The organism is Candidatus Zixiibacteriota bacterium, assembly GCA_036480375.1.
GTDB lineage: Bacteria > Zixibacteria > MSB-5A5 > GN15 > JAAZOE01 > JAZGGI01.
Genome location: JAZGGI010000024.1, coordinates 241,050 through 262,690, shown reverse-complemented (window position 1 = coordinate 262,690; position 21,641 = coordinate 241,050). Strand labels below are relative to the sequence as shown.

At 45.2% G+C, this 21,641-nt stretch carries 21 protein-coding genes; 3 read left to right on the top strand and 18 right to left on the bottom strand.

Going from position 1 to position 21,641, the window contains the following annotated elements:
* Positions 1–274: 274 nt before the first annotated feature.
* From V3V99_07195 to dusB, 6 genes are all read right to left on the bottom strand, one after another.
* Complete coding sequence (locus V3V99_07195) at positions 275–1,171, bottom strand: PorV/PorQ family protein (GenBank protein ID MEE9442437.1); 897 nt, start codon at positions 1,169–1,171, stop codon at positions 275–277.
* A gap of 15 nt (positions 1,172–1,186) precedes the next feature.
* On the bottom strand, positions 1,187–2,161 hold the full coding sequence (locus V3V99_07190; GenBank protein ID MEE9442436.1) for a PorV/PorQ family protein: 975 nt from the start codon (positions 2,159–2,161) through the stop codon (positions 1,187–1,189).
* A gap of 13 nt (positions 2,162–2,174) precedes the next feature.
* Complete coding sequence (locus tag V3V99_07185) at positions 2,175–4,694, bottom strand: hypothetical protein (protein MEE9442435.1); 2,520 nt, start codon at positions 4,692–4,694, stop codon at positions 2,175–2,177.
* Between the two features lie 163 nt (positions 4,695–4,857).
* A complete protein-coding gene (locus V3V99_07180) occupies positions 4,858–5,781 on the bottom strand; it encodes a hypothetical protein (GenBank protein ID MEE9442434.1) in 924 nt (307 codons plus the stop codon).
* 56 nt (positions 5,782–5,837) lie between these two features.
* Complete coding sequence (locus V3V99_07175; GenBank protein MEE9442433.1) at positions 5,838–6,794, bottom strand: electron transfer flavoprotein subunit alpha/FixB family protein; 957 nt, start codon at positions 6,792–6,794, stop codon at positions 5,838–5,840.
* 121 nt (positions 6,795–6,915) lie between these two features.
* Positions 6,916–7,920, bottom strand: a complete 1,005-nt coding sequence (gene dusB / locus V3V99_07170) for a tRNA dihydrouridine synthase DusB (protein ID MEE9442432.1) — start codon at positions 7,918–7,920, stop codon at positions 6,916–6,918.
* Positions 7,921–8,014: 94 nt separating this feature from the next.
* Between dusB and V3V99_07165 the strand changes: the two genes are divergently transcribed.
* Genes V3V99_07165 through V3V99_07155 form a run of 3 tightly spaced genes read left to right on the top strand, consistent with a single transcriptional unit; the run spans position 8,015 to position 11,935 of the window.
* Entirely contained in the window at positions 8,015–8,704 is a 690-nt protein-coding gene (locus V3V99_07165; GenBank protein ID MEE9442431.1) for an FHA domain-containing protein, read from the top strand.
* Positions 8,705–8,707: 3 nt separating this feature from the next.
* On the top strand, positions 8,708–9,439 hold the full coding sequence (locus V3V99_07160) for a metallophosphoesterase family protein (GenBank protein ID MEE9442430.1): 732 nt from the start codon (positions 8,708–8,710) through the stop codon (positions 9,437–9,439).
* Positions 9,440–11,935: a serine/threonine-protein kinase gene (locus V3V99_07155; GenBank protein ID MEE9442429.1), complete on the top strand. Its 2,496-nt coding sequence runs from the start codon at positions 9,440–9,442 to the stop codon at positions 11,933–11,935.
* 29 nt (positions 11,936–11,964) lie between these two features.
* On the opposite strand, the gene V3V99_07150 is transcribed toward V3V99_07155, so the two are convergent.
* From V3V99_07150 to V3V99_07095, 12 genes are all read right to left on the bottom strand, one after another.
* The gene (locus V3V99_07150; protein MEE9442428.1) at positions 11,965–12,423 is read right to left on the bottom strand and encodes a hypothetical protein; all 459 of its coding nucleotides are present in this window, start codon (positions 12,421–12,423) and stop codon (positions 11,965–11,967) included.
* Complete coding sequence (gene tatA, locus V3V99_07145; GenBank protein ID MEE9442427.1) at positions 12,416–12,619, bottom strand: twin-arginine translocase TatA/TatE family subunit; 204 nt, start codon at positions 12,617–12,619, stop codon at positions 12,416–12,418. Before tatA ends, V3V99_07150 begins: the two co-directional genes overlap by 8 nt.
* Before the next feature lie 24 nt (positions 12,620–12,643).
* Positions 12,644–12,910 carry a DUF4321 domain-containing protein gene (locus V3V99_07140; protein ID MEE9442426.1) on the bottom strand — a complete coding sequence of 89 codons (267 nt, stop codon included), beginning with the start codon at positions 12,908–12,910 and terminating at the stop codon, positions 12,644–12,646.
* A 20-nt stretch (positions 12,911–12,930) separates the two neighbouring features.
* Positions 12,931–13,641, bottom strand: a complete 711-nt coding sequence (gene purQ / locus V3V99_07135) for a phosphoribosylformylglycinamidine synthase subunit PurQ (protein ID MEE9442425.1) — start codon at positions 13,639–13,641, stop codon at positions 12,931–12,933.
* A complete protein-coding gene (purS, locus tag V3V99_07130) occupies positions 13,638–13,883 on the bottom strand; it encodes a phosphoribosylformylglycinamidine synthase subunit PurS (GenBank protein ID MEE9442424.1) in 246 nt (81 codons plus the stop codon). The genes purQ and purS overlap by 4 nt, the downstream gene beginning before the upstream one ends.
* A gap of 37 nt (positions 13,884–13,920) precedes the next feature.
* Positions 13,921–14,667 carry a CDP-diacylglycerol--serine O-phosphatidyltransferase gene (pssA, locus tag V3V99_07125; protein ID MEE9442423.1) on the bottom strand — a complete coding sequence of 249 codons (747 nt, stop codon included), beginning with the start codon at positions 14,665–14,667 and terminating at the stop codon, positions 13,921–13,923.
* Positions 14,627–15,268: a phosphatidylserine decarboxylase family protein gene (locus V3V99_07120; protein MEE9442422.1), complete on the bottom strand. Its 642-nt coding sequence runs from the start codon at positions 15,266–15,268 to the stop codon at positions 14,627–14,629. The genes pssA and V3V99_07120 overlap by 41 nt, the downstream gene beginning before the upstream one ends.
* Positions 15,265–16,557, bottom strand: coding sequence for an adenylosuccinate lyase (gene purB / locus V3V99_07115; protein ID MEE9442421.1), 1,293 nt, complete (start codon positions 16,555–16,557; stop codon positions 15,265–15,267). The genes V3V99_07120 and purB overlap by 4 nt, the downstream gene beginning before the upstream one ends.
* A 2-nt stretch (positions 16,558–16,559) precedes the next feature.
* The gene (gene fsa, locus V3V99_07110; protein MEE9442420.1) at positions 16,560–17,207 is read right to left on the bottom strand and encodes a fructose-6-phosphate aldolase; all 648 of its coding nucleotides are present in this window, start codon (positions 17,205–17,207) and stop codon (positions 16,560–16,562) included.
* A gap of 17 nt (positions 17,208–17,224) precedes the next feature.
* On the bottom strand, positions 17,225–17,956 hold the full coding sequence (truA, locus tag V3V99_07105) for a tRNA pseudouridine(38-40) synthase TruA (protein MEE9442419.1): 732 nt from the start codon (positions 17,954–17,956) through the stop codon (positions 17,225–17,227).
* Entirely contained in the window at positions 17,956–18,768 is an 813-nt protein-coding gene (locus V3V99_07100; GenBank protein MEE9442418.1) for an energy-coupling factor transporter transmembrane component T, read from the bottom strand. Before V3V99_07100 ends, truA begins: the two co-directional genes overlap by 1 nt.
* Positions 18,769–18,936: 168 nt before the next feature.
* Entirely contained in the window at positions 18,937–21,612 is a 2,676-nt protein-coding gene (locus V3V99_07095; GenBank protein MEE9442417.1) for a M6 family metalloprotease domain-containing protein, read from the bottom strand.
* Between the last annotated feature and the right edge of the window lie 29 nt (positions 21,613–21,641).

Genomic DNA, 21,641 nt, shown 5'->3' with positions numbered 1-21,641 from the left:
TAGGACCGCTTTTTACTCACATAATCGTTAGGTATGTAGCAAAGATAATGCCAATATACGTAAGACATTAAATGATAGCACATTAAGTTTATCGAGGAAATGGCGATATGTCCGTATATGAGATAATCAATGTTCAATAATGGACACTTTTTTGATTTTATATGCCTTTTAAGGATGATTTAGCTTATAGTTTTTAATAAAGTATAAATTGGAAGGATATCATAAATGAATCGAGAAAAGAGATATAACCATTTCTTAGAAAACTGTGGTTTCGTCACTTGATATCTAAAATAAGCGAGAAGCGATGAGAATTACCCAGATCTGATTTAAAAGGGATAAATGCATAATCGATTCGCAAATTTCTGTACACAAAACCTGAGCCCGCGCTAATATTCTTATTGTCATAACCTGTTTGATATCCGGCCCGCAAATATAAAATTTCATTGTATAAATATTCGGCTCCCAGATGAATATGACTCTCCCCGCTTTTAATACTGACGTAATCGACGGCGAATCCAAAAACATTCTTATTAAATTGAGAGCCGATTCTTATAATTGTCGGAGCATCCATCTCTTTCGAAATATATTTGAATTTTCCGCCCAAATTTTCGACAGAGGCGTGGGCAGTGATGCCATGATTGAATTTATAGCGAGAACTTAGTCCCATAACTATGGTTGAGACTCGATCAATATCTATTTTTTCAAGCAAATAGCCTAAAGATAAACCGGCTGAGAATTGGTCGGTAATATCATAGGCTCCGTACGCTTTGATTGCGAAATCATGGGCAGTGAAAGTATATAATGGATCGGCACTGGGAGTTTCGTCGCGGGCTTCAATATCGTCGATAGATGAAAGACGAAGATGCATTCCGAAATCGGCGCCGACGGCGGGAAATATCATCGCCAGCGTGCTGGTGTTCCGGTTTTGAATAAAGCTATTATAGGAAACGCCTAATTGGCCGCGAGACATTCCCGTAATCGATGAGGAGTTATATTCCAGGTTAAACGGGTCGGTGCCGGCAAGCATTGCCATTTCGCCCATGGCCGATTGACGGGCTCCAGTCAAGTTTAGCATGTTGCGTAGTCCCGTTTCGGCGAGAACGGGTACGGTCACCATTAATAAAATTAAAATCTCTATTAGGATCGATATGCAATATTTTTTATTTATCATTATCTTAATCCATCATTAAAGAAAAACGTCAAACGAAACGAGAATATCATCGCCTTCACCTACTCGGTCGGTAAGATACGATAGATCTATAGCAAGAGCGAAGGATGTAAATATCTTTAGAAACCCGGTTCCAAACGTCGGGTGACCATCGTTTAAGCCAGCTCTCAAAAACAACATTTTACGATAAGAATATTCACCGCCGAGATGTAATTTAGATTGCGATTCCGAGTTTACTTCAAAATCGGCCGAGAAAATATATTTATCCGGTTTTTCCAATGCTATGCCGGTGCGATAATTTATCGGGAATTTTTCTTCGTAAGTCGAGCCCCTCTCGGACCCTCGCGTTTGCCAGTAGCTGGTTGTTGTCCATTTGTAAGTCGCGCCTAAATTTTCAACAACCATTCCCATTCTCAATAGTGGAATAACATTTTTCAGGGTAGTTTTTCTCATATCCAATTTAAACAAACCCCCGAAATCGATACCAACGGTATAGGCATTAATATTGGAAATAGTGTTTTGGATATAGTATGCTTTGCCGCCTAAAGAGAGACTCTCGCCAAATAATTTGGCGAAGGTCGCACCAATAAGATTCTCACTGTAGGTTGTTTCGAGGCCCGTCAGGATATTGCCTTGATTGTCTCTTTCCTGCAACGGTGAGGTACCTGCATGAACCCAAATTACGCTAAATGAAGCCATTTCTTTTGCGGGCATTTGAAAATTGGCGTATCCGAGGCGTCGGTCAAGTTGCATAGCTCGGTAGGAAAAGGAGATAATATGCTTGCGGCTTTGGGCAATCCCGGCCGGGTTATATAATGGAGCCACTCCTCCTTCAGCGATCGCGGTAAAGGCGCCACCCATGGCTGAGGCACGACCTCCCAGGGCCATGGTTTTGAATACGGCGGGCTGGCCGCCATCACCTTCAGCCAGGACAGTTGAAGCCAATAGCGCCAGTATAAAAAAGAGAGTTATATTAATCACAAGTATTCTCATCACATATCTCCAATTAAGGTATTATCGCCAGACGTCCCCAATATTCCTGACCCGCTGAGTATGAAACTTTAAAGAAATACATCCCGGTAGCGACAACCTCGCCGCTCTGGTTATAACCATCCCAGGTTTCGAAATAATCCTCACCGCCTTCACGGTATCTATTCTCAGAGGGGACGGCGACAAGATTCATGGCAAAATCGTAAATTTCAACTGTTATATAGGCGCTTTGCTCTACGCGATAGTGAATGGTCAGGCGGCCGTTTGGATTGAGAGGCGAAAACGGGACAGGCGCGGCAAAAACATCGGCGGCGGCATCGGTTGATTTGAAAACCCTGATAATGCTCCAATTGTCGACATTTTCGATTGGCCGGTAGGCGATTCCGAATGAAGTTCCGATCCAGAGAATTGAGTCAACGACCTCGACGGAATAAATTTCTGTTTCGGCCCAGATAGTATCTTTGGTAAAAGGATCAATAATTTCAGCCTTGTGCCATTCATCCCTCGAATTGGGGGCAAAGTAAAGGCCGCTAGAGGCGGCGGCATACGCTCCGCCGTTTTGATCGAAGGCGAAATTCCAAATCATTTCGTTGGTCAGAACCCGCGTCCAGCTATCGCCAAAATCGACGCTGTAGGCGACTGAATTGTATTGCTGCACTGAGTCCGTTATTCCCCGGCAGGCGGCCCAAAGGACAGTATCGGTACCGGTAATCTGTTGATCCAGAACGACGACCCAATCGCCGGGTAAGCTTGTATTGGCACGAGTTCGCACGACAGCCAAATCATGTTTTAAAGAATCGGTATTAGCTCGGAAGACGCGCCATGAGGTATTATCTATCCGATATCCGAATCCTCCGGTCGAACCGGCAAAGAGGCGGTTTCCGACCCAGTCCGCGGTTTGAAATTTATAGCTAACGAGAGTTTGGCCGGTGGAGTTATCATTAGTAACAAAGGCGAAACTGTTAATTTCGGTAAGGTTGATATTGTAGTTTCCGCTGAGCCCGGTTGAAGTGGCAAAGGTCGTGAAAGAATCTGAAACCGCTATATCATTTATTATCGTTGGCGGGTTATCGCTGAAAAGTATATGAAGAGCATTATCGGTTTGATCGAATATCTGAATGGCGGCGTAGTTTCCCGAACCTGAGCCGGGATCGATTGGTTCAACGGCAATCCATTTGAACGAATAATCACCGGCGGAATCGGTGACATAATGATGTCTAACGATAGAGACAACGGAACCGGTGGAATCGTTTTCCTCAAAAGTTATCAGCGTGTCGAAATCAAATGTAAACGGAGGTACATAAGACGCCTTTACTAATCCCGCCCGGGTGCCGAGAAAGACTGAATCTTCAGTAACATCAATCGAGAGCACTTGATTGCGGCGTGAAGTAAAACTCATGTCAGAAGAATCGATATAGAACCTTTCCCAGGTCGATCCAGAGTCAACGGAGTGAAAAACGCCGCTATCTCCGGCGGCAATGTACAATATCGAATCGTTAAAATTTTTAAAATCGTATATTCCAGCGCCATCACCTTCAAAGTATGTCGCGGAATGTTTGGTCCAGAAGTCACCGGGACCGGTTAGCGAGTCATCGAAAACACTCCAGAGTTGATCGGCATTATCGACATAATACAAACCCAATCCGGACATATCAACCGGATCAAAGGGGGCAACCCAGACTTTATTGCCAAAGACAAACATTTCTCGAATCCAGTGGCTGGGTAGTCCGGTATCAAGACCGGAGGTGTGGAAAATATTAAGCGCGGAATCGGCCTGGCTGACTCCATTTTCATGTGCGACGTAGATAAAATCGTTATTACCGGCAATAGCGGTTATGTTATTGCCGCCCTGCTTGACACGTTTGGGTATATAAAGGAATTTCTGGATGCCCTTAGCGGTACCGCCGTAAACAACCATAGTATCGGCGTGCAAGGTATCAACGAAGCAGGCATAGTACCGCCCCGATACCAAATCGGCCCAATTGTCGGCGGCCCAATCGGCGGAATCGACGCTCGAGAGAAACATGTGTGACCAGTCCTGGCCAGAATTATGACTGACGATTAAACCGCCGTGAAAACATGCCGCATATGTGCTTTTCTCGTTGCCCACCAGATCATAGCAAATACGGCCGAACCCCGAAGCTTCGTAAGGCGCCATGCTTTCCCAGTTTTGGCCGTTGTCATAGGTTAGATTAAATCCATCACCGAATGGATAATTGACACCCTGATACGGTTCGGTATGCGAAGTCGCCACCCACAATTGTCCGGGGCGGCCAAAAATCGCCGACGGTTCATCTGAGTTTAATCCAGTCTGGGCATTATAAGTAAACCATGACAATCCCCCATCCGGAGAATAGCTTAAGCCTCTGCCGCCCCCCATCCAGAGAATATCCTCATGATGAAGAATCTCAATATATGAGTTAGACGTTAAGCCGGAATCCGCCTCTTCCACGGAATAAAGCATCCGGCCCAGCGCCGGATGTGAAGTTATCAGGATTAATATGATTGTCAGAGAGTATAATGACTTTGAAAACATTTAATTCCTTCCCGCCAATAAAAAATACCGCGCACCCCAAAACATCGGACGGGGCAGCGGCCGGTCGATTCAAATCGTTATATATTTCATCTACTCCACACACATTAGCGAAGTTTACATATTCCTCCAATGCCAAGCCAATCTACTCAATCGGACGGCAAAGTCAAGCGGTAAATGAATGTCTTCTAACAAATTCCCGAGCTAATCCATGCCTGAGGCCGCGAGGACTGGCAATCGCCGTTTCTATATTCAATTGTTTAAACAAATATAACAGCCAAAAAGCTCCAGCAAAAATTATTTCGGCTCGTTTTTTATCGACCGCAAGTAATTTACGACGGGAAGCCAAACTCCGGGAGGCCAGATTTTTGACAAGATCGGATAGCCTGCTAAGGGGAATATTCAGGCCTTCTGTTCGATTGTGAAATTGATTATCAAGCAGGAAAGCCAGAACCGATGATGTCCCGCCGACCAGATGTATTCGGGCGCTCATAAAAGGTCTGACGGCCGCAATGGATTCGTTATAACGCGATAGATAATTTTCAAATTCGTAGAATCTGTTTTCATTGACTTTTGAGCGGGCGTCGAAAATTTCCGTTAAACTTACCGCTCCTTCCGGAAGCGAAATAAAAGCCTTTCTATTGGCGCCTTTATATGAGATCAACTCGGTTGAGCCGCCGCCGAGGTCGATAACGCCGGCGAATTTATTGCCTCTATGAAATCCTACGGCTCCGATAAATGAGAGATAGGCTTCCTCTTCGGGAGATAAAACGCGCACTTCATTTTCCAGATCGATTTCAAGCCGGCGCCTGATGGCTTGTCCGTTTTGGGCTAATCTCAACGGATTGGTCGCGGCAATTATAATTCTTTCGGCGCCTTGTTTGATGGAAAAGGTCTTTAACCTTTTAAGCATTTTCAGGAAATTTTTGTAATTCTCGTCGCTGATGCGAGGATGTTTATTTCCTTTAAGATTTTCGCCTATTCGGGGTGAAAATCTCTTAAAATGAATTTCTTTGATGTTACTTTTGACATCGAAAATTGAAAAAAGAACGGAATTGGTTCCGATGTCAATAACGGATAATTTATTCATGAAATTTGTCCGTTAGATAAATCCCGCATTTCGGCGGGATTCTTTTGATTAAGATTTTACATTGCCTCTTTGAGTCTGGCGGTCAGGGCGGGAACAATTTCAAAGAGGTCGCCGACAATTCCAAAGTTGGCAATATTGAAGATCGGGGCGTCTTTGTCGCGGTTAATAGCCACAATCGTTTTCGATGAACGCATTCCAACCAGGTGCTGGATGGCTCCCGAGATACCAATCGCGAAATACAGTTTGGGATTGACGGTCTTACCGGTTTGGCCGACTTGATATGAATAATCAATCCATCCGGCATCGACTATGGCTCGTGATGCTCCCACAGCGGCTCCGATCGAATCGGCCATTTCTTCAATTATATTGAAATTTTCTGCACCCCGGATGCCTCGTCCTGCGGCAACGATAATATCGGCTTCGGTAAGGCTGACCTTGCCTCCCGTCGCGGTAACCCGTTCGGTGACTTTGGCTTTCGTTGCCAAAAGCCCCTGGTCAATGTCTTCAGCCGTAACCTGACCGGCATCTCCATCGCCCGCTTCCGGAAACGCCTTGGGACGCAGGGATACAAAAAACGGCGCGGCGGAGTTGTTCTGTACGGTGAAGAAAACATTTCCTCCATAGGAGGGTCTGAGCGCCGTGACCGTGTCACCATCCATCGAAAGTCCGGTGCAGTCGGATGCCAGGCCCCCGCCACATAGCGCGGCCAGACGACCAATCAAGGCTTTACCGTAAAATGTCGCTGAGCCGATGATAAGGTCGGGGTTTTCTCTTTTAATAAAGTTTTTTAAAATCCTGGCGTACGATTCATCATTGAAATTTTCCAGTTGGGCGTCGGCGAAGACATGAACCCGGGCGCCTTTGGCCGCCAGTTTATCGCCCATATCTCCGACCTTTCCACAGATTAATACGGTTATTACATCTCCGCCCAGGGTTTTAGCGGCACCTATCGATTCAAAGTTTATATTTGATAATTCGTTTCCTTTTTGCTCGGCAATCGTCAATATTTTCATAGTCGAGAATTCATCCTTTCTAAATTGATTATCAGAGTAATTTGAGAGAATATAAAATCATCGACTAAATGGGGCAACCAATTTTTAATTAAAAACTTAAGGTGTGAAATAATTAACCCGATTAATCGTGAAACTTACTCGTTTTCCCACTCGCGATATCTGACAGCAAATTTCCCAATTCCGAGAAAGATTCAGTTTTATTGACCCGGCGTCTGATTTCGCTACTGCCGATCATTCCCTTAACGTACCATGCGACATGTTTTCTCATTTGAAGAACGGCCCGGTCTTCCCCTATACCTAAAGCCAGGATTTGGGCGTGTTCCAAAATAATTTCAGTCTTTTCCTTCAAATCCGGAGGCGGTAAAACCTCTTTATGCATTAGGTAATGATTTATATCACGGAAAATCCAGGGATTGCCCATTGCGGCTCGGCCGACCATAACGGCGTCACAGCCGGTTGAATCCAGCATTCTTTGGGCGTCCGGACCGGAGCATACATCGCCGTTGCCTATCACCGGAATTGACACAGATCGCTTGAGTCGTTCGATATCGTCCCAGCAAGCATGGCCGCTGAACTGTTTACTTTTGGTGCGGGCATGGAGAGTAATAGCTGAAGCTCCGGCTTGCTCGCACACCCGCCCGGCCTCAATATAAACCTTGGTCGTTTCATCCCAGCCGGAGCGCAGTTTTACGGTTACCGGAAAATTACTGCCGGCGACAGCCGCTTCGACTAAAGAGCGGGTTAATCCCAGGTCTTTGAGTACAGCCGCGCCACCGTTTTTTTTGACGACTTTTTTGGTGGGACAGCCAAAATTCAAATCAATTATAGCTGGATTTCGCTTTGAAACAATTTGTGCCGCACGGTACATAATGTCGGGATCAGCGCCGAAGAGTTGGATTCCGATTGGTTGTTCCTGGGATCCAAAATCCAGCAATTTCTCGGTTTTTTCTCCCCCATAAGCAAGTCCATGGCTGGAGACCATTTCCGTATAAACGACAGCAGCTCCGAAACGTCGCGCCAGAATTCGGTAAGGAGGATTTGAAATCCCCGCCATTGGGGCGCAAAGGACTTTCCCCTTTATATTTAAGTTTCCAATCATCATGCCGACAAAATAACAGAAGACCATAATTTTAGCAACTCCGGCGTAATTTATTTACCGGTCGGGAATTATGATTAGACTTTTATACTTTCGAGCGAAGTAATATCGAGAGGAGATTCCTATGCCCGAAATAGTCGTAAAATTCAATGAAAAGGTCATTGAAAAGGTAGTTACGGAGAAAAAACGAATCAGTATCGGACGGACCAAGGATAATGATATCGTTTTGGAAAATCGCGGGGTTTCGCGCAAGCACGCTCAAATCGAGTTTAACGAAGATAGCGCCGTTATCATCGACAATGAATCGCTAAACGGTGTATTCGTTAATAACCGCAGGATATCTGAAGAAATGCTGCGGGATCAGGATATCATAACGATTGGGAAATATTCTCTGGAGTTTAATCAGGAAACAGATAAGCCCGATCGCGCCGGACAGATGGACGGCACGATGATATTAAATACCAAGCAACAGCGTGAGTTGGTTGACAATGACCGCAGGGAACGCGAGTTAGTTTCGCGGGTGGGCGGAACAGTTCTTTTGGGTTTGGAAAATACCAGGACATCGGAATTCAGGATTGATCGGGATGTCACGACTATTGGAAAGGCCAAATTCGTTCATGTTCAGGCGAGAGGATTTATGATTTCCGGTATTCAGGCCAAGATTGTCATGGAAGGAAACGATCATTACCTGGTCAATCTCGGACGGCGCGGCAAAACCAAAGTTAACGGAGATGTAGTAACACGGACGCTTCTTAAAAACAGCGACATTATTCAAGTCGGGAAATCGACATTCCGCTTTGTTGAGGGGAATTAACATATGAAACTGGCCGTTCTATCAGATGTTCATGCTAATCTTGAGGCCTTAAACGCTACTTTCGCAGAAATAGAGAGACAAAAAGCCGAAAAGATCTTTTTCCTGGGTGATGCCGTCGGTTATGGCGCCGATCCGAACAAATGCGTTAAAATGATAAACAAGTTTTGCGATATAAAACTCCTCGGTAATCATGATTATGTCGCTCTGGGATTGGATAATTCAAGTAATTTCAATCCCGTTGCCAAAGAATCAATTATGTGGACACAGGATAAGATGAGGCAAAAGACAATTGAGATTTTATCCGATTTTGATATGGAGGCAAATTTTCTCGATTATTATTTTGTCCATGCCACTCCTGATTGCCCCGCCGACTGGAATTATATGTTGACTCCCGGCGACGCCGAGGAATGCTTTGAGCGTTTTTCTCAGCAGATTTGTTTCGTGGGACATTCTCACTTACCGTGCGTGTTTTGTATGCATCCGGACGGTTCGGTTTCGATGACCGATACAATCACGTCGTTTGATGCCAAGCCGGATTGCAGATATATTATAAATGTTGGATCGGTCGGACAGCCCCGTGACGGCAATGCCGACGCTTGTTTCGCGATAATTGATACGGACAAAAACCAAATTGATATTTGCCGAACGGAATATGATTTGGAACGGGCTCAGCAGAAAATGCGAAAAGCTCAATTGCCCGAATATTTAGCCAGTCGTCTGGCCAACGGAAAATAGATGGATGAGACGATTATGCCAAAGAACTTATCGTCATATTTACTTTATACTTTGATTGCGGTTCTGGTAATCAGCCTGTATCTCGGCGATTTTACCGGAATGAAAAAACTGCAATGGAAAATCGATGATCTTATGTACGCCATAAAAGGCAGCAGCAATCCCGCTTCGGATATTATAATGGTTAATATCGATGACAAATCAGTGGATGCTATCGGAGAATGGCCCTGGGATTATGAATTGGTTGCGGATTTGGTCGCGGTGTGCAATTCAGCCGAACCCAAATCGATGTTGTTGAACCTTGAGTTGCCATCCCGCGTGGCTGAAGATACCACGGGAAAGACAAAAATATTAGGCAATCAGATTTCCTGGACCAACAATATCATCCTAATTTACGATATCGCCTTATCGGATTATTCCAATCAGAGAATGTCGCGTCCGGAGTATTTATACAAAAGCTCGATTCAGGTGGATTCAGATTTGGGACTTTTGGATGAGCATCAGGCCCTGAATGTTCGTAAGCCTTTTCTGCCTTCCGGCTTGATTTGCGAATACACTGACGGATTGGGATTTATTTATACCGAATACGCCCCCGACCGAACGGTACGCTGGGCTCCGATTGTCGCCAACTATGACGGCTTTTATTATCCTTCCGCGGCGTTATTGGCGGCAGCCATGCATCTGGGTTATGCTGCCAACGAAATAAAAGTATTTGGCGGAGAGTCGGTAAAATTCGGATCTCATGTCGTGCCCACCGATGAAAACGGACGTGTTCTGATAAATTACGGCACCAGAGGATCAACTTTCAAAGAATACAGCGCCATCGATTTGATTGACGAGAAAATTAATCTTTCGAATTTAAAAAGCAAAGCGGTCCTGGTTAACCTTACGGCTACCGGAATGACAAACAATTTCAATACTCCGGTTGCTGAACAGATGCCCCAGAGTGAACTGCTGGCCAATATTATCGAAAATATCGTTCACGCTAATTATGTTGAAACCTTTAATTTTTCGATCGGGCTGGATATATTAATAATTATCGGATTAGGACTTATGTTCGCGTTTATCTTGCCGCGCGTGATCCTTATGTATCGAATGATTATCCTGTTAGTCGGAATAATAATCATAGCCAATCTTAATTATGTCTTATTCAGTTCATATCAATTAATGCCAAGATTTTTGTATTTCGGTCTTGAAATATTGTTGATGATGTTGGCCACCCCGTTATTGGACAACTCCAAGGTTGGTGAGGGAGGCAGTCTGGAATTATCCAACCTATTTAGTTTTCTGGGTAAATCAAAGGACAAGGAAGATGAGACAGTTTCCGCCGGGAATGTTCCCGTTCGCAAACTAAACGATATCGGAAATGAGCCTGAATTTCAGAAAACAGAAGTATTGCCCGCCCAAACGCCGGAATTGACCGCGACCGGAATGTCCAATGCCGAAACCAGCGCCGTAGAATCTCATGAGGATTCAAGCACCGACGAAACAACAGCCTATGATCAGCACCAGGGGGCATCAATTTCCGATCAGATTATTCCAGCTCCCTCGTCGAACGAGTCGGTGCAGGATCCGGAAATCGAACCGGTTGCTTCGGAACCGTTATCCGAATTCGCCAATGAATCTCCCGGCATCAACGCTCAGGTGTTCAGAGACGCCGATAGGATTGAAAGTCTGGGACGGTATAAAGTAACTGGTGTTCTTGGCAAGGGCGCCATGGGAACGGTCTTTAAGGGAGTTGATCCGGCTATTGACCGGCCGGTCGCTTTGAAGACTATTCGCCTTGATTTTGTGTCTGATGAAAAAGAACTTTCTGAATTAAGAGATCGCTTATTCCGTGAGGCTCAGGCGGCCGGAAAGCTGTCTCATCCAAATATCGTAACGATATACGATGTTGGTTCGGAAGGCACGATGCAGTACATTGCCATGGAATGCCTCGAGGGTCAGGTTCTGGAAGATTTGATTAACAAGAAAGTCCAGTTTTCCTATAAGATAATTGCCAACATTATCATTCAGATTTGTAACGCTCTTAATTACGCCCATGAACAGGGAATCATCCATCGTGATATTAAGCCGGCCAATATCATGGTCCTCAAGGATTATTCGGTCAAGGTTATGGATTTCGGTATTGCTCGCGTCGATTCATCCTCGATGACTAAAACCGGTATCGCCATGGGCACACCCAATTATATTTCGCCGGAGCTGCTCCAGGGTAAAGAAGTTGATCGCCGCTGTGATATATTTTCTCTGGGCGTTGTGATTTATGAGATGTTGACCGGGCGTCGTCCGTTCAAGGGTGAGAACATGACCGCCCTGATTTACAGCATTATCAATAAAGACCCGGTGCCGCCTTCTACTATTAACGAAAGAATTCCGGCGATTTATGATCATATTGTCCTAAATGCTCTAAAGAAGAATCCGGTTGAAAGATACCAGAAGGCTACGGATATAAAGAAGTTATTGGTTGATTTTGTGGAATCATTCAGTATCGCTCGATAGGGGGGCTGATTTGATCAGCCTTTTGGGGATTATTCTTTGGTATTATCCGGAGAATCCTTGTCAATAATTTCTTCGGCCAATGAGAGGGCGATTCCCGATAGCATTACCTCTACTCCCAATTTAGTAAAATCCGACGAGATAAGTTTACGATCGATGCCGGCGTAGAATGAACAGGCGGCGCCCTGTTCGACCACAAGTCCCGAAAGGATTCCGTTGGTTTCGGCTACGAAGGTAACTTCGCCCAATTCTTCACTACACACATATCCGCTGCAATTGTGGATTTGCAAATGGGCGCTGGCTGTATAGACCACGACCAGCATGCCTTCCTTATCGCCCAATTTTATTTTAGGATAAATCTCGAGGGTCAGCAGGCGGCGTTCTTCACGGTTTTCAAGTTTAACGCGATAGTGATCTTCCGTAAAAGTAAACTTGTCAGCTCCCAAAACATCAATTACCCGCTGCGTGTCACTATCGGTAAATTCAATCATCTTTTTTGTCTTCCAGTTTTTCGGTCTTCGAATTATCCTTTGTAATCTCATCCTGTGTATCTTTAAGGGCTTTCTTGAAATCGCGGATTCCTCTTCCCAATCCGGTCGCGATATCGGGAATTCTTTTGGCGCCAAAAAGAAGCAGGATAAGCAGAAACACTACCAGTAATTCGCCCCATCCGGGCATACTTAACATAATAATACCTCCTTTAGTCGCCGATTATAAATACCACCAGCGAAAATAAACAATCACTAATACTACGGTCAGAACCGATAAAAAGTTTATTTTTATCATGAGTCCAAAAGTAAAGGCGATCGCATAAAAATCAAATCGAGTCGTGTCGATTCCGATCTGAATCGATTTGGAAAACAAGGTTTTGGCCGCTCCGGGTGGAAGATAGGTCGCGATTATGTCTCCCACCAGTCCGCCGATGACAGCTCCCAGAATCAAACTGGTAACAATAAAGATAACTTCGCGTCTTTTCATATCAAACCGATATTTGGCATTTAGCCCGTTTTAGCCGGTTTTTTTTCAAAATGAGCGGCCATTGATTTAAATACATATAGGCCGTCATCGGAATTAAGAATCTTTTCCGCGGCCCGTTCCGGATGCGGCATCATTCCCAGTACGTTGCTTTCTTTGCTGCAAATCCCGGCAATATTGAGAAGCGACCCGTTGGGATTCGCCTTTTCAGTAACTGTTCCGTCTTCTTCCGCATACCTGAAAATAATCTGGCCATTCTTTTCGAGATCATCAAGTTCCGATTGAAAATTATAGTAATTGCCGTCGCCGTGAGCAATCGGAATCTTTAACGTTTTTCCGGGGGCGCAGGCGTTGGTAAACGGCGTATTATAATCTTCCACCTTGAGATATACAAATCTATTACGGAAACGCAGATGAGAATTGCGCATCAGGGCGCCGGGAAGTAGTCCGGATTCCACCAGGACCTGAAATCCGTTGCAAAAGCCGATTACAATGCCGCCGGAATTGGCAAATTTGATAACAGATTTCATAATTGGAGAAAATCTCGCGATCGAGCCGCTGCGCAGGTAATCGCCGTATGAAAATCCGCCGGGCAGGATAACGACATCGCATCCTTCGAGGGAGCTCGATTTATGCCATAAAAAGGTTGTTTCTTTTCCGAGGGCGAATTTTGCGGCAGTATAGGAATCATAATCGCCGTTGGAACCGGGAAATGTTACGACACCGAATTTCATGCGATCATTTCCACTTTATAGTTTTCGATAACGGGATTGGCCAGGAGCTTACGGCAAATCTCGTCAATTCTTTTTTCCAAATCGGGTCGTGAGTCGCATTCCAATTCAAAAAAGCGTCCGCTACGGACGGATTCGAATTCGTTATACCCCATATTGCTCATCGCATGCGCGATAGTTTTTCCCTGAGGGTCCAAAACTCCGTCTTTGAGACGAATATATACAACCGCTTTTGATTTGCTCAACTTCTATTCCTTTCAAATAGCAAAACAGACCGCATGTTCATTCTTGCTTACTGCTTTTTATAATTCTGACACCTTCCATTATTAATCCTCCCAAAATATACATAATGAACAATGGGAACATTAATAGTCTCGGCTTAATTAGGCCGGCTATCGCCAGCGCAATTATATATAATAATTTAATTCTGTTTTCGCGAGTATTAAAATTATCCGGCAAGGCATAATATTCCACTTGAGAGACCATCAGGGCCGAGAAAAGAATCATCATAACGATGAGATATTCGGCGTACTCAATCTGGCCCCATAGATGATGGCAGAAAATTATATAGCCTATCAGCGCCATCGCGGCAATGGGAACCGGGAGGCCGAGGAAATTCTGCTTTTCGTCAGATGATGAGAGCAGGTTAAAGCGAGCCAGGCGGTAGCCGGAGGCAGTTATATACATCAATCCAACGATTAGGCCCCCTTCACCAAAAACATTAAGCTTAAACGTATGAATAAGGAATGCGGGAGCAATGCCGAAAGATATGTAATCAGCCAATGAATCCAGCTCTTTGCCCAAATCCGTTACGCCTCCGGATAAACGAGCGACTTTGCCGTCGAAAGCGTCGAGAATCCCGGCAAAGACGATAAGCCAGGCGGCGGCCACCGGTTTTCCTTCGGCGGCGTATATCAAAGACAAGAAGCCGCACAAGATATTACCGGCGGTAAAAATACCAGGAAATATGGGACGGTAATTCGGCATATCAGGCGATTCTCCCGACAATAGTTTCTCCGCCTTTGACATGTTGGCCTACTTTTACAACGGGCGAAAATGTTTTCGGAAAGGTAATTTCGGTTCGGGAACCAAATCTTATCATGCCAAAGAGCTGACCGATATTGACGGCATCGTTTTTCTTAAGGCGGCAAACGATTCGACGCGCGATAAGGCCGGCAATCTGCGCCACCCGGAATTTACCGCGATTGCTTTCTATCCCGATATCGGTTCGCTCGTTATCTTCCGAGGCTTTATCTTTGAAGGCCGAGATAAATTTTCCCGGCCGGTAATTTACAAAATCAACGCGGCCTTTGAAAGGAATGCGATTCAGATGAACGTCAAAGATGGATAGAAAAATATCGACTCTGTAGGCCGTGCCTACATATTCATCATCAACTTCAAGAATTTTAATCACCTTTCCATCGGCAGGAGAAACAATTGATGAACTATCATCCGGAATTTTGCGTTTCGGATTGCGAAAGAAGGCAACGCAGAATAAGCCGAAGATTGATACAACAATTCCGATAAGCATAAACCACCAATGCGGATATGATGAATACAGAGCGAGAATTATAATTCCCGGTACCAAGGTTCCAAAAATAATAGGCAATCCGTCTCTGGCAATAGTCATCCAAATACCCTTTTGAATATTTTGGAAACGTTTCGCAAATAATAATCCAAACCGAAACACTCGTCAATTTCCTCGGGCGATAAATGAGCCGTTACGCGCGGGTCGGACTTGACAAGGTTAATAAATGTTTCTTTGCCCTGGTGAGCTTCCATTGCATTGATTTGTACAATTCGATAAGCCTTTTCTCGACTGCCTACCGGACCGGCAAGTTTAAGCAGAAGTCGTTGCGAAAAGACGAGGCCGCCGGTCATAAAAATATTTTCTTTCATGCGTTTTTTATTGACGATCAGATTTTTCAGGACACCGATAAATTTTTCCAGCATATAATCGATTAAGATACAGCTATCGGGGATAATAACTCGTTCCACCGAGCTGTGAGTAATATCGCGTTCATGCCAGAGGGCAATGTTTTCCATCCCGGCCAATGCATTGCCGCGCAAGACTCGGGATAAGCCTGCGATGCGCTCGGCTGTGATCGGATTTTTTTTATGAGGCATGGCCGAAGAACCTTTTTGACCTTTGGCAAATCCCTCCTGTAGCTCTCCGATTTCACTGCGCTGAAGGTTCCTGATTTCGGTCGCGAATTTTTCCAGAGACGACCCGATTAACGCGATGGTATTTAAATAGGCGGCATAACGGTCACGCTGAACGACCTGGGTAGAGACTTCCGCTGGTGTGAGTTTAAGTTCGCGACAGACCTTTTTTTCTACAATCGGGTCGAGGTTGGCGAAATTGCCGACAGCTCCGGAAATTTTGCCAACGGCGACTTCATTGGCAGCCATTTTGAATCTCTTTTGTCCCCGCTTAAGCTCAGTGTACCACATGGCGAATTTCAATCCCAGGCTAGTCGGTTCGGCGAATACGCCGTGAGTGCGCCCGATTATCGGTGTTAGTTTATGCCGTTTGGCCAAAGAGCGTATAGCCGAGAGAGCGCGAATTATTTTTTTATCAATAAGCTCGGACGCCTGTTTCAAGCATAAAGCTGTAGCCGTATCAAGAACATCCGAAGAGGTCATGCCGTAATGAATAAATTTGGCTTCGGGCCCGACCTTCTCCGCGACGGAAGTCAAAAAGGCAATCACATCATGATCGACTCTGGCTTCGATTTTTTCGATCCGCTTGAGGCTAAAGGCGGCTTTCTTTTCGATAACCCGGAAGGCCTTTTTAGGGATTATGCCCAAATCGGCCAGGGCGCGGCTGGCGGCGATTTCGACTTTCAGCCAGCTTTCAAATTTGTTTTGCTCCATCCAGACGCTTCCCATTTCCGGGAGAGTATATCGTTCTATCATTATTAGCCCTTATTCACCTTTTCCCAATCTTCGAGGAATTTTTTGAGTCCGATATCGGTCAGCGGGTGCTTGATCAACTGAGTGATAACCTTAAACGGCATTGTACATACATGGGCGCCCATTAAGGCTGACTGGATGACGTGCTGCGTGGTTCGAATCGAAGCCGATAAAACCTGCGTTTCATAGCCGTAATTTTCATATATGACGATGATTTTTTCGATTAATCGCATGCCGTCATGAGACATGTCGTCGATGCGACCGATAAACGGCGAGGCATAAGTCGCTCCCGCTTTGGCGACCATCAAAGCCTGCATAGGATTAAAAACGAGCGTCGCGTTGGTCATGATGCCTTCGGCGGCGAGAGATTTAATCGCCTTGAGACCTTCCAGAATGGTCGGGATTTTGATGGTTATATTGTCCGCTATTCGGGCCAGTTCTTTGCCTTCCCTGATCATGCCCTCGGCATCAATCGCCACCACTTCGGCCGATACCGATCCCGGAACGATTTTGCATATTTTCGTCAGGATCTCTTTGTAGGAGCCCTTTTCTTTGGCCAACAAAGATGGATTCGTAGTAACGCCATCCAAAATCCCCATATCGGCCGCCTGTTTTATTTCATCGAGATTGGCCGTGTCGATAAAAAACTTCATTTTTATCTCCCCATATTTTAATATTCGACTTCAACCAGACAAAGGCCCAGCGCCGGGGCTATCCGGGGCAGGGCGGAATGGTCGCCGCCGTGAAATATTTCCTTAAAGCGTTTAAATGTAATCGCGCCGCGCGCGAATTCTATCATTAAACCGACTAACGACCTGATCATCGTATGCAAAAACCTGTCGGCAGTTATCTCATAACTCAAACATTTCTTATTGCTTATCCATCGCGAGTGATAGATCAGGCAATGATTATTTTCTTTCAAAGAACTTGATACGCAAAACGAAGCGAAATCATGATCTCCAATTATATAATCGGCCGCCCTTTCAAGAGCCGCTCTGTTCAAAGACGCGCGCACCAGCCAGGTTCTATCATTGTCAAAGGCCGAGCGCTCGCCAGCAATATTATAGCAATAATGCCTGTAAATCGCATCATATCGGGCATGAAAATCAATCGGAACTTCATGCGCCGAAACAATCAATATATCATTCGGCAGGTAAAAATTCAAGGCATCTCGTAATTTAGATGGAGTTAATTTTGATTCTGTCCTAAAATTGGCTACTTGCCCTCGGGCGTGAACTCCGGCATCGGTGCGACCGGCAACGTACAGAGTGGCTTTTTTTGAAATTACTTTCTTGATCGCTCTCTCAATCTCGCCCTGCACCGTTTTTTGTTTCGGCTGGTATTGCCAGCCGGAATAATCGGAACCGTTATATTCAATTTTCAGTTTTATATTTCTGCTCATTATAACAAATTCCGCGCAGCAATATAACCAATTGCGATCATAACCAACAAGCTGAGGGTAGAAATATCGACCATTGAAAACCGCAGAGGCCGGAGCGAACTGCGCGGTTGGCCGCTCTTATAGCCGCGCGTTTCAATAGCGACCGAAAGCTCATCGGCTCGCCGCATAGCGCCGAAAAAAACCGGAAGGATTAGCGCGATAGATTTTTTAATTCGGGAAAACAAATTACCCGACAAACTTATTCCTCGTATATATTGAGCTTTTCGGATCATTTCAAATTCGCCGGTCAAAACCGGAATAAAGCGCAGAGCGATAAATAAAATCATACCCAGATCATAAACCGGTACTTTCAGCCATCTCAGCGGCTTTATTAAAGATACGATTCCTTCAGAGATCGCTAATGGGCTGGTTGTCAGGGAAATCACAAAAGTAGCCAGAACAAAAATGACTATGCGCGCCGAATAAATTGCGGCCAGTTTCAAAGCCGTCGCACTTACGCTAAATTCACCGATTTGGAATATTTTGACCGGATCATTTTTCCCCGAAAACACAAAATGAATAAGAATCGTAAAGGTCACAAACCAGATGATTGGTTTCAGATTGTTTAAGATTCGAGTGATTCCCAGGCGGCATGAAAGCAGCCAGGTAAAGAGTGTCGCAATCAGGCAAAGATAAAATACAAGATTAGTAATCGCCAAAACCCAGATCATGACCATAAAGATTATCAATATTTTGGTTCGCGGATCAAGTCGATAGGTAAATCCCTGACCGGGTTGGTATTGACCAATAATGAGTTTATCCGTACTCAGCATAGAACACTCCAGAACAGTCAATAGTACGCCGTTTTTGTTCGAGTGTCAACACCGATAATCGGATGGGAGGAAAATAAAGGTAAATCGAACAATTTCGAAATAAATCCAAATAAAAATAAAGGCCAGTGAACACCGGCCTTTATAAAGAAGATGAAGCTGGAACCACTTCTACTTCAAAAATACCATTTTTTTCATTTCACTATGGGCGCCGCGCGTTAATCGATAATAGTAAATCCCGGACGCCACTGGCAAGCCGTTCTTGCCGTGACCATCCCAGGTAACCTGATATTCTCCCGGTATTTCGTAGCGGTTCACCAGCGTCAAAATGTGTTGACCCAGAATATTGAAAATATCAATGCTGGTATGATCGAGCCGCGCTCCAGAACCGGTAATGAGATAGTTGATCGTCGTAACGGGGTTGAAGGGATTGGGATAGTTTTGGTAGAGTTTGAATCGCTGGGGCAGGTTAACGGCCATCTCTCCCGGGTTTTCCACATCGGTAGGAATTGCGCCAAAAAATTCCATTATGCGATCCACTATCTCCCATGAGGGAGTAAATTGAGGGTCCGTATTTCGAATACCCTCCATCTTAAAGGCAAAAAACACAGATTTGTAATTATCGCCGCTATATGAAACCCCGCCGTATTCTCCCGGAGTCGTGACGTATTCCCATTCTGCAACGCCTTCGGCGGTCGGAGTAATATGGTCGAAGGCCAATTGGAAATTCAAAAACATCCATTTTAACCCAGATGAGATAGGTCCATCCGTCGGATTGAGAGCGGGGATTAGTCCGTACTGCATATCGACATATTCTGCCCGCAGATAATTATTGAGAAAATCAGGATCCTGTGTCGATAATTGCTTAGCCAATCCTTCGCCAGTGAGGAAGAGATTACCGCCATTCGACATATAAACTTTCATAGTGGCAATATCTTCAGTCGTCAACAAATCGTCTCGATAATCGCCGGTCTGCCAAATCATGATAGGGTAATTAGAAGTCGTGGCCGGTAAAGGTAATCCCTGATCGGTGCGGTCCCAAATCCGGACCGGTTTGCGATTGTTGTAAAGGGGTTGAGTAATGACCTTTTCAAGGCTGTCCGGGTTTTGGTCATCGGCATCAACGATTAAAATCTGCGGTTTGCCGACATTTGTTTCGTCTGCGAATGAAATAGTATATGACCCCCCGTTGGCGCTGACGTCAAAATAGAATGAGTCAATTCGTGACGCATATTCGGATGGGACGGTAAATTCAAAAGGAAATGCGCTGACCGCACTCGTTCCGGTGGCGATCAAACCGTATTCGGCGGTACCCTCTTCTATTGTTATCAAGGGATCGTCTATATTTAAAGTGGCGACAACGTTTTCAGCGTCGCCCCAGTCATTTTGCAGGGCAAGTAAAAGCTGAATGGTCTCCCCGGCTTCAATGACATCGTTTTGATTTCCGTAGGCGAGGTCTGAATACATTACCGACATAACCGTTAACAAGGGTCGTGAAAAGGTAACATCAATGTCGGCGGACATAACCGAGTCAGATTCGGAAATGTTCCATAAGGCAACTTGCGAGGAGATTCCGCTATAGTATTTGGAACTGGGTTCGGTTTTATCGTGAAAATCGTATTTATCCAGATAGGGCCAAGGATCGTTGGCATCGCCTCGATTTCGGCCGTATTGAAGATCATATTTGCCGTCGGCCTGCTCAATAAAAATTAAGGGATGCCAATCATTACGATTATTTGTGCGTGATTCATCGACATGATAAATTATGATGCCATCACCCATAAGTCCGATATCAAAGCCGAGCTTTTGACGATTTTCAATCAGGAAGTATTCCGAGGACCCGCCTCCGTTTCTGGAAAGTAAATATGCGACCGGATTAAATTCGATTGCCGGGATATCAACGTTTAATTCATTTACCGTCACCCGAATCGGTTCGAGCCATCCTAATTGGTATTTTGACCAAGCACATAAGTGAGCCGGTGATTTGGACTGGTTGTTATAGTTGCCGGAACCCATGATAGACCAGCGACCGACACCCTCGTTTTCGGCGTCGGCATCGGTGTCGTATAAATCAGGAAGGCCCAGGATATGACCCCACTCATGGCAAAAAACACCAATCTGGATTATAGAACTCGTTATATATGATTCTTCCGGTTGAATAGTATATCTGTATACTCTGACGCCGTCAACGAGGATTGACTGACCGATATTAAAGCTATGGGAGTGGATATCGGTCGGATCGCCTGATTCCTCGGCCCCCGTTCCGGCATGGACGACGATAACACCGTCGACATATCCGTCGTTGTCATTATCGTATTTGCTGAAGTCCACATCATTATCGGCGGCGTTAACTGCCATGGCGACCAATGTCGGGGCGTTAAACGGGTCGGTGAACAAGTCGTGTCCATACGGAGCCGAATACCAACCGAACACATCGCCCTCGATGACATAATTCCCGTAGGAATTTTCATAATAAAACTCCTTCATGGATCCGGTTGGATTTTTGCGATTATCGGAGAAAAGCAGGGAATCGAATTCTTCCGGTGTGGGATCGGCGTTGCCAACAGTGTAGGGCATATCGGAAAAATCAATCAGGAGAACTACGACGTGATAGGTATAGACGGCCTGGCTGTTAGCGGCCAATCTTTGCTCCAACAGAGGTTTGCCCGGCGTGTCAGCTCCCGCTTCGCGCAATTGGCGTAGTCGATCCAGATATGAATCAAGCTGACCCGATTCCTTGAGGCGAAATATTACTTCTTCTGAGGGAGCCGCCGCAAGAGAGACTCCGTGCAGAATGATAATCGTCAATAGTATTCCAGCTATTTTTGTAAGTCCAGACCGGTTCATTATATCACCAAATCCTTTCATGAATTTCA

Excerpts from the sequence above, each read along its gene's own strand:
- V3V99_07195 (MEE9442437.1), bottom strand. The coding sequence starts at position 1,171 with ATGATAAATAAAAAATATTGCATATCGATCCTAATAGAGATTTTAATT.
- V3V99_07190 (MEE9442436.1), bottom strand. The coding sequence starts at position 2,161 with ATGAGAATACTTGTGATTAATATAACTCTCTTTTTTATACTGGCGCTA.
- V3V99_07185 (MEE9442435.1), bottom strand. The coding sequence starts at position 4,694 with ATGTTTTCAAAGTCATTATACTCTCTGACAATCATATTAATCCTGATA.
- V3V99_07180 (MEE9442434.1), bottom strand. The coding sequence starts at position 5,781 with ATGAATAAATTATCCGTTATTGACATCGGAACCAATTCCGTTCTTTTT.
- V3V99_07175 (MEE9442433.1), bottom strand. The coding sequence starts at position 6,794 with ATGAAAATATTGACGATTGCCGAGCAAAAAGGAAACGAATTATCAAAT.
- dusB (MEE9442432.1), bottom strand. The coding sequence starts at position 7,920 with ATGGTCTTCTGTTATTTTGTCGGCATGATGATTGGAAACTTAAATATA.
- V3V99_07165 (MEE9442431.1), top strand. The coding sequence starts at position 8,015 with ATGCCCGAAATAGTCGTAAAATTCAATGAAAAGGTCATTGAAAAGGTA.
- V3V99_07160 (MEE9442430.1), top strand. The coding sequence starts at position 8,708 with ATGAAACTGGCCGTTCTATCAGATGTTCATGCTAATCTTGAGGCCTTA.
- V3V99_07155 (MEE9442429.1), top strand. The coding sequence starts at position 9,440 with ATGGATGAGACGATTATGCCAAAGAACTTATCGTCATATTTACTTTAT.
- V3V99_07150 (MEE9442428.1), bottom strand. The coding sequence starts at position 12,423 with ATGATTGAATTTACCGATAGTGACACGCAGCGGGTAATTGATGTTTTG.
- tatA (MEE9442427.1), bottom strand. The coding sequence starts at position 12,619 with ATGTTAAGTATGCCCGGATGGGGCGAATTACTGGTAGTGTTTCTGCTT.
- V3V99_07140 (MEE9442426.1), bottom strand. The coding sequence starts at position 12,910 with ATGAAAAGACGCGAAGTTATCTTTATTGTTACCAGTTTGATTCTGGGA.
- purQ (MEE9442425.1), bottom strand. The coding sequence starts at position 13,641 with ATGAAATTCGGTGTCGTAACATTTCCCGGTTCCAACGGCGATTATGAT.
- pssA (MEE9442423.1), bottom strand. The coding sequence starts at position 14,667 with ATGTCAAAGGCGGAGAAACTATTGTCGGGAGAATCGCCTGATATGCCG.
- V3V99_07120 (MEE9442422.1), bottom strand. The coding sequence starts at position 15,268 with ATGACTATTGCCAGAGACGGATTGCCTATTATTTTTGGAACCTTGGTA.
- purB (MEE9442421.1), bottom strand. The coding sequence starts at position 16,557 with ATGATAGAACGATATACTCTCCCGGAAATGGGAAGCGTCTGGATGGAG.
- fsa (MEE9442420.1), bottom strand. The coding sequence starts at position 17,207 with ATGAAGTTTTTTATCGACACGGCCAATCTCGATGAAATAAAACAGGCG.
- truA (MEE9442419.1), bottom strand. The coding sequence starts at position 17,956 with ATGAGCAGAAATATAAAACTGAAAATTGAATATAACGGTTCCGATTAT.
- V3V99_07100 (MEE9442418.1), bottom strand. The coding sequence starts at position 18,768 with ATGCTGAGTACGGATAAACTCATTATTGGTCAATACCAACCCGGTCAG.
- V3V99_07095 (MEE9442417.1), bottom strand. The coding sequence starts at position 21,612 with ATGAACCGGTCTGGACTTACAAAAATAGCTGGAATACTATTGACGATT.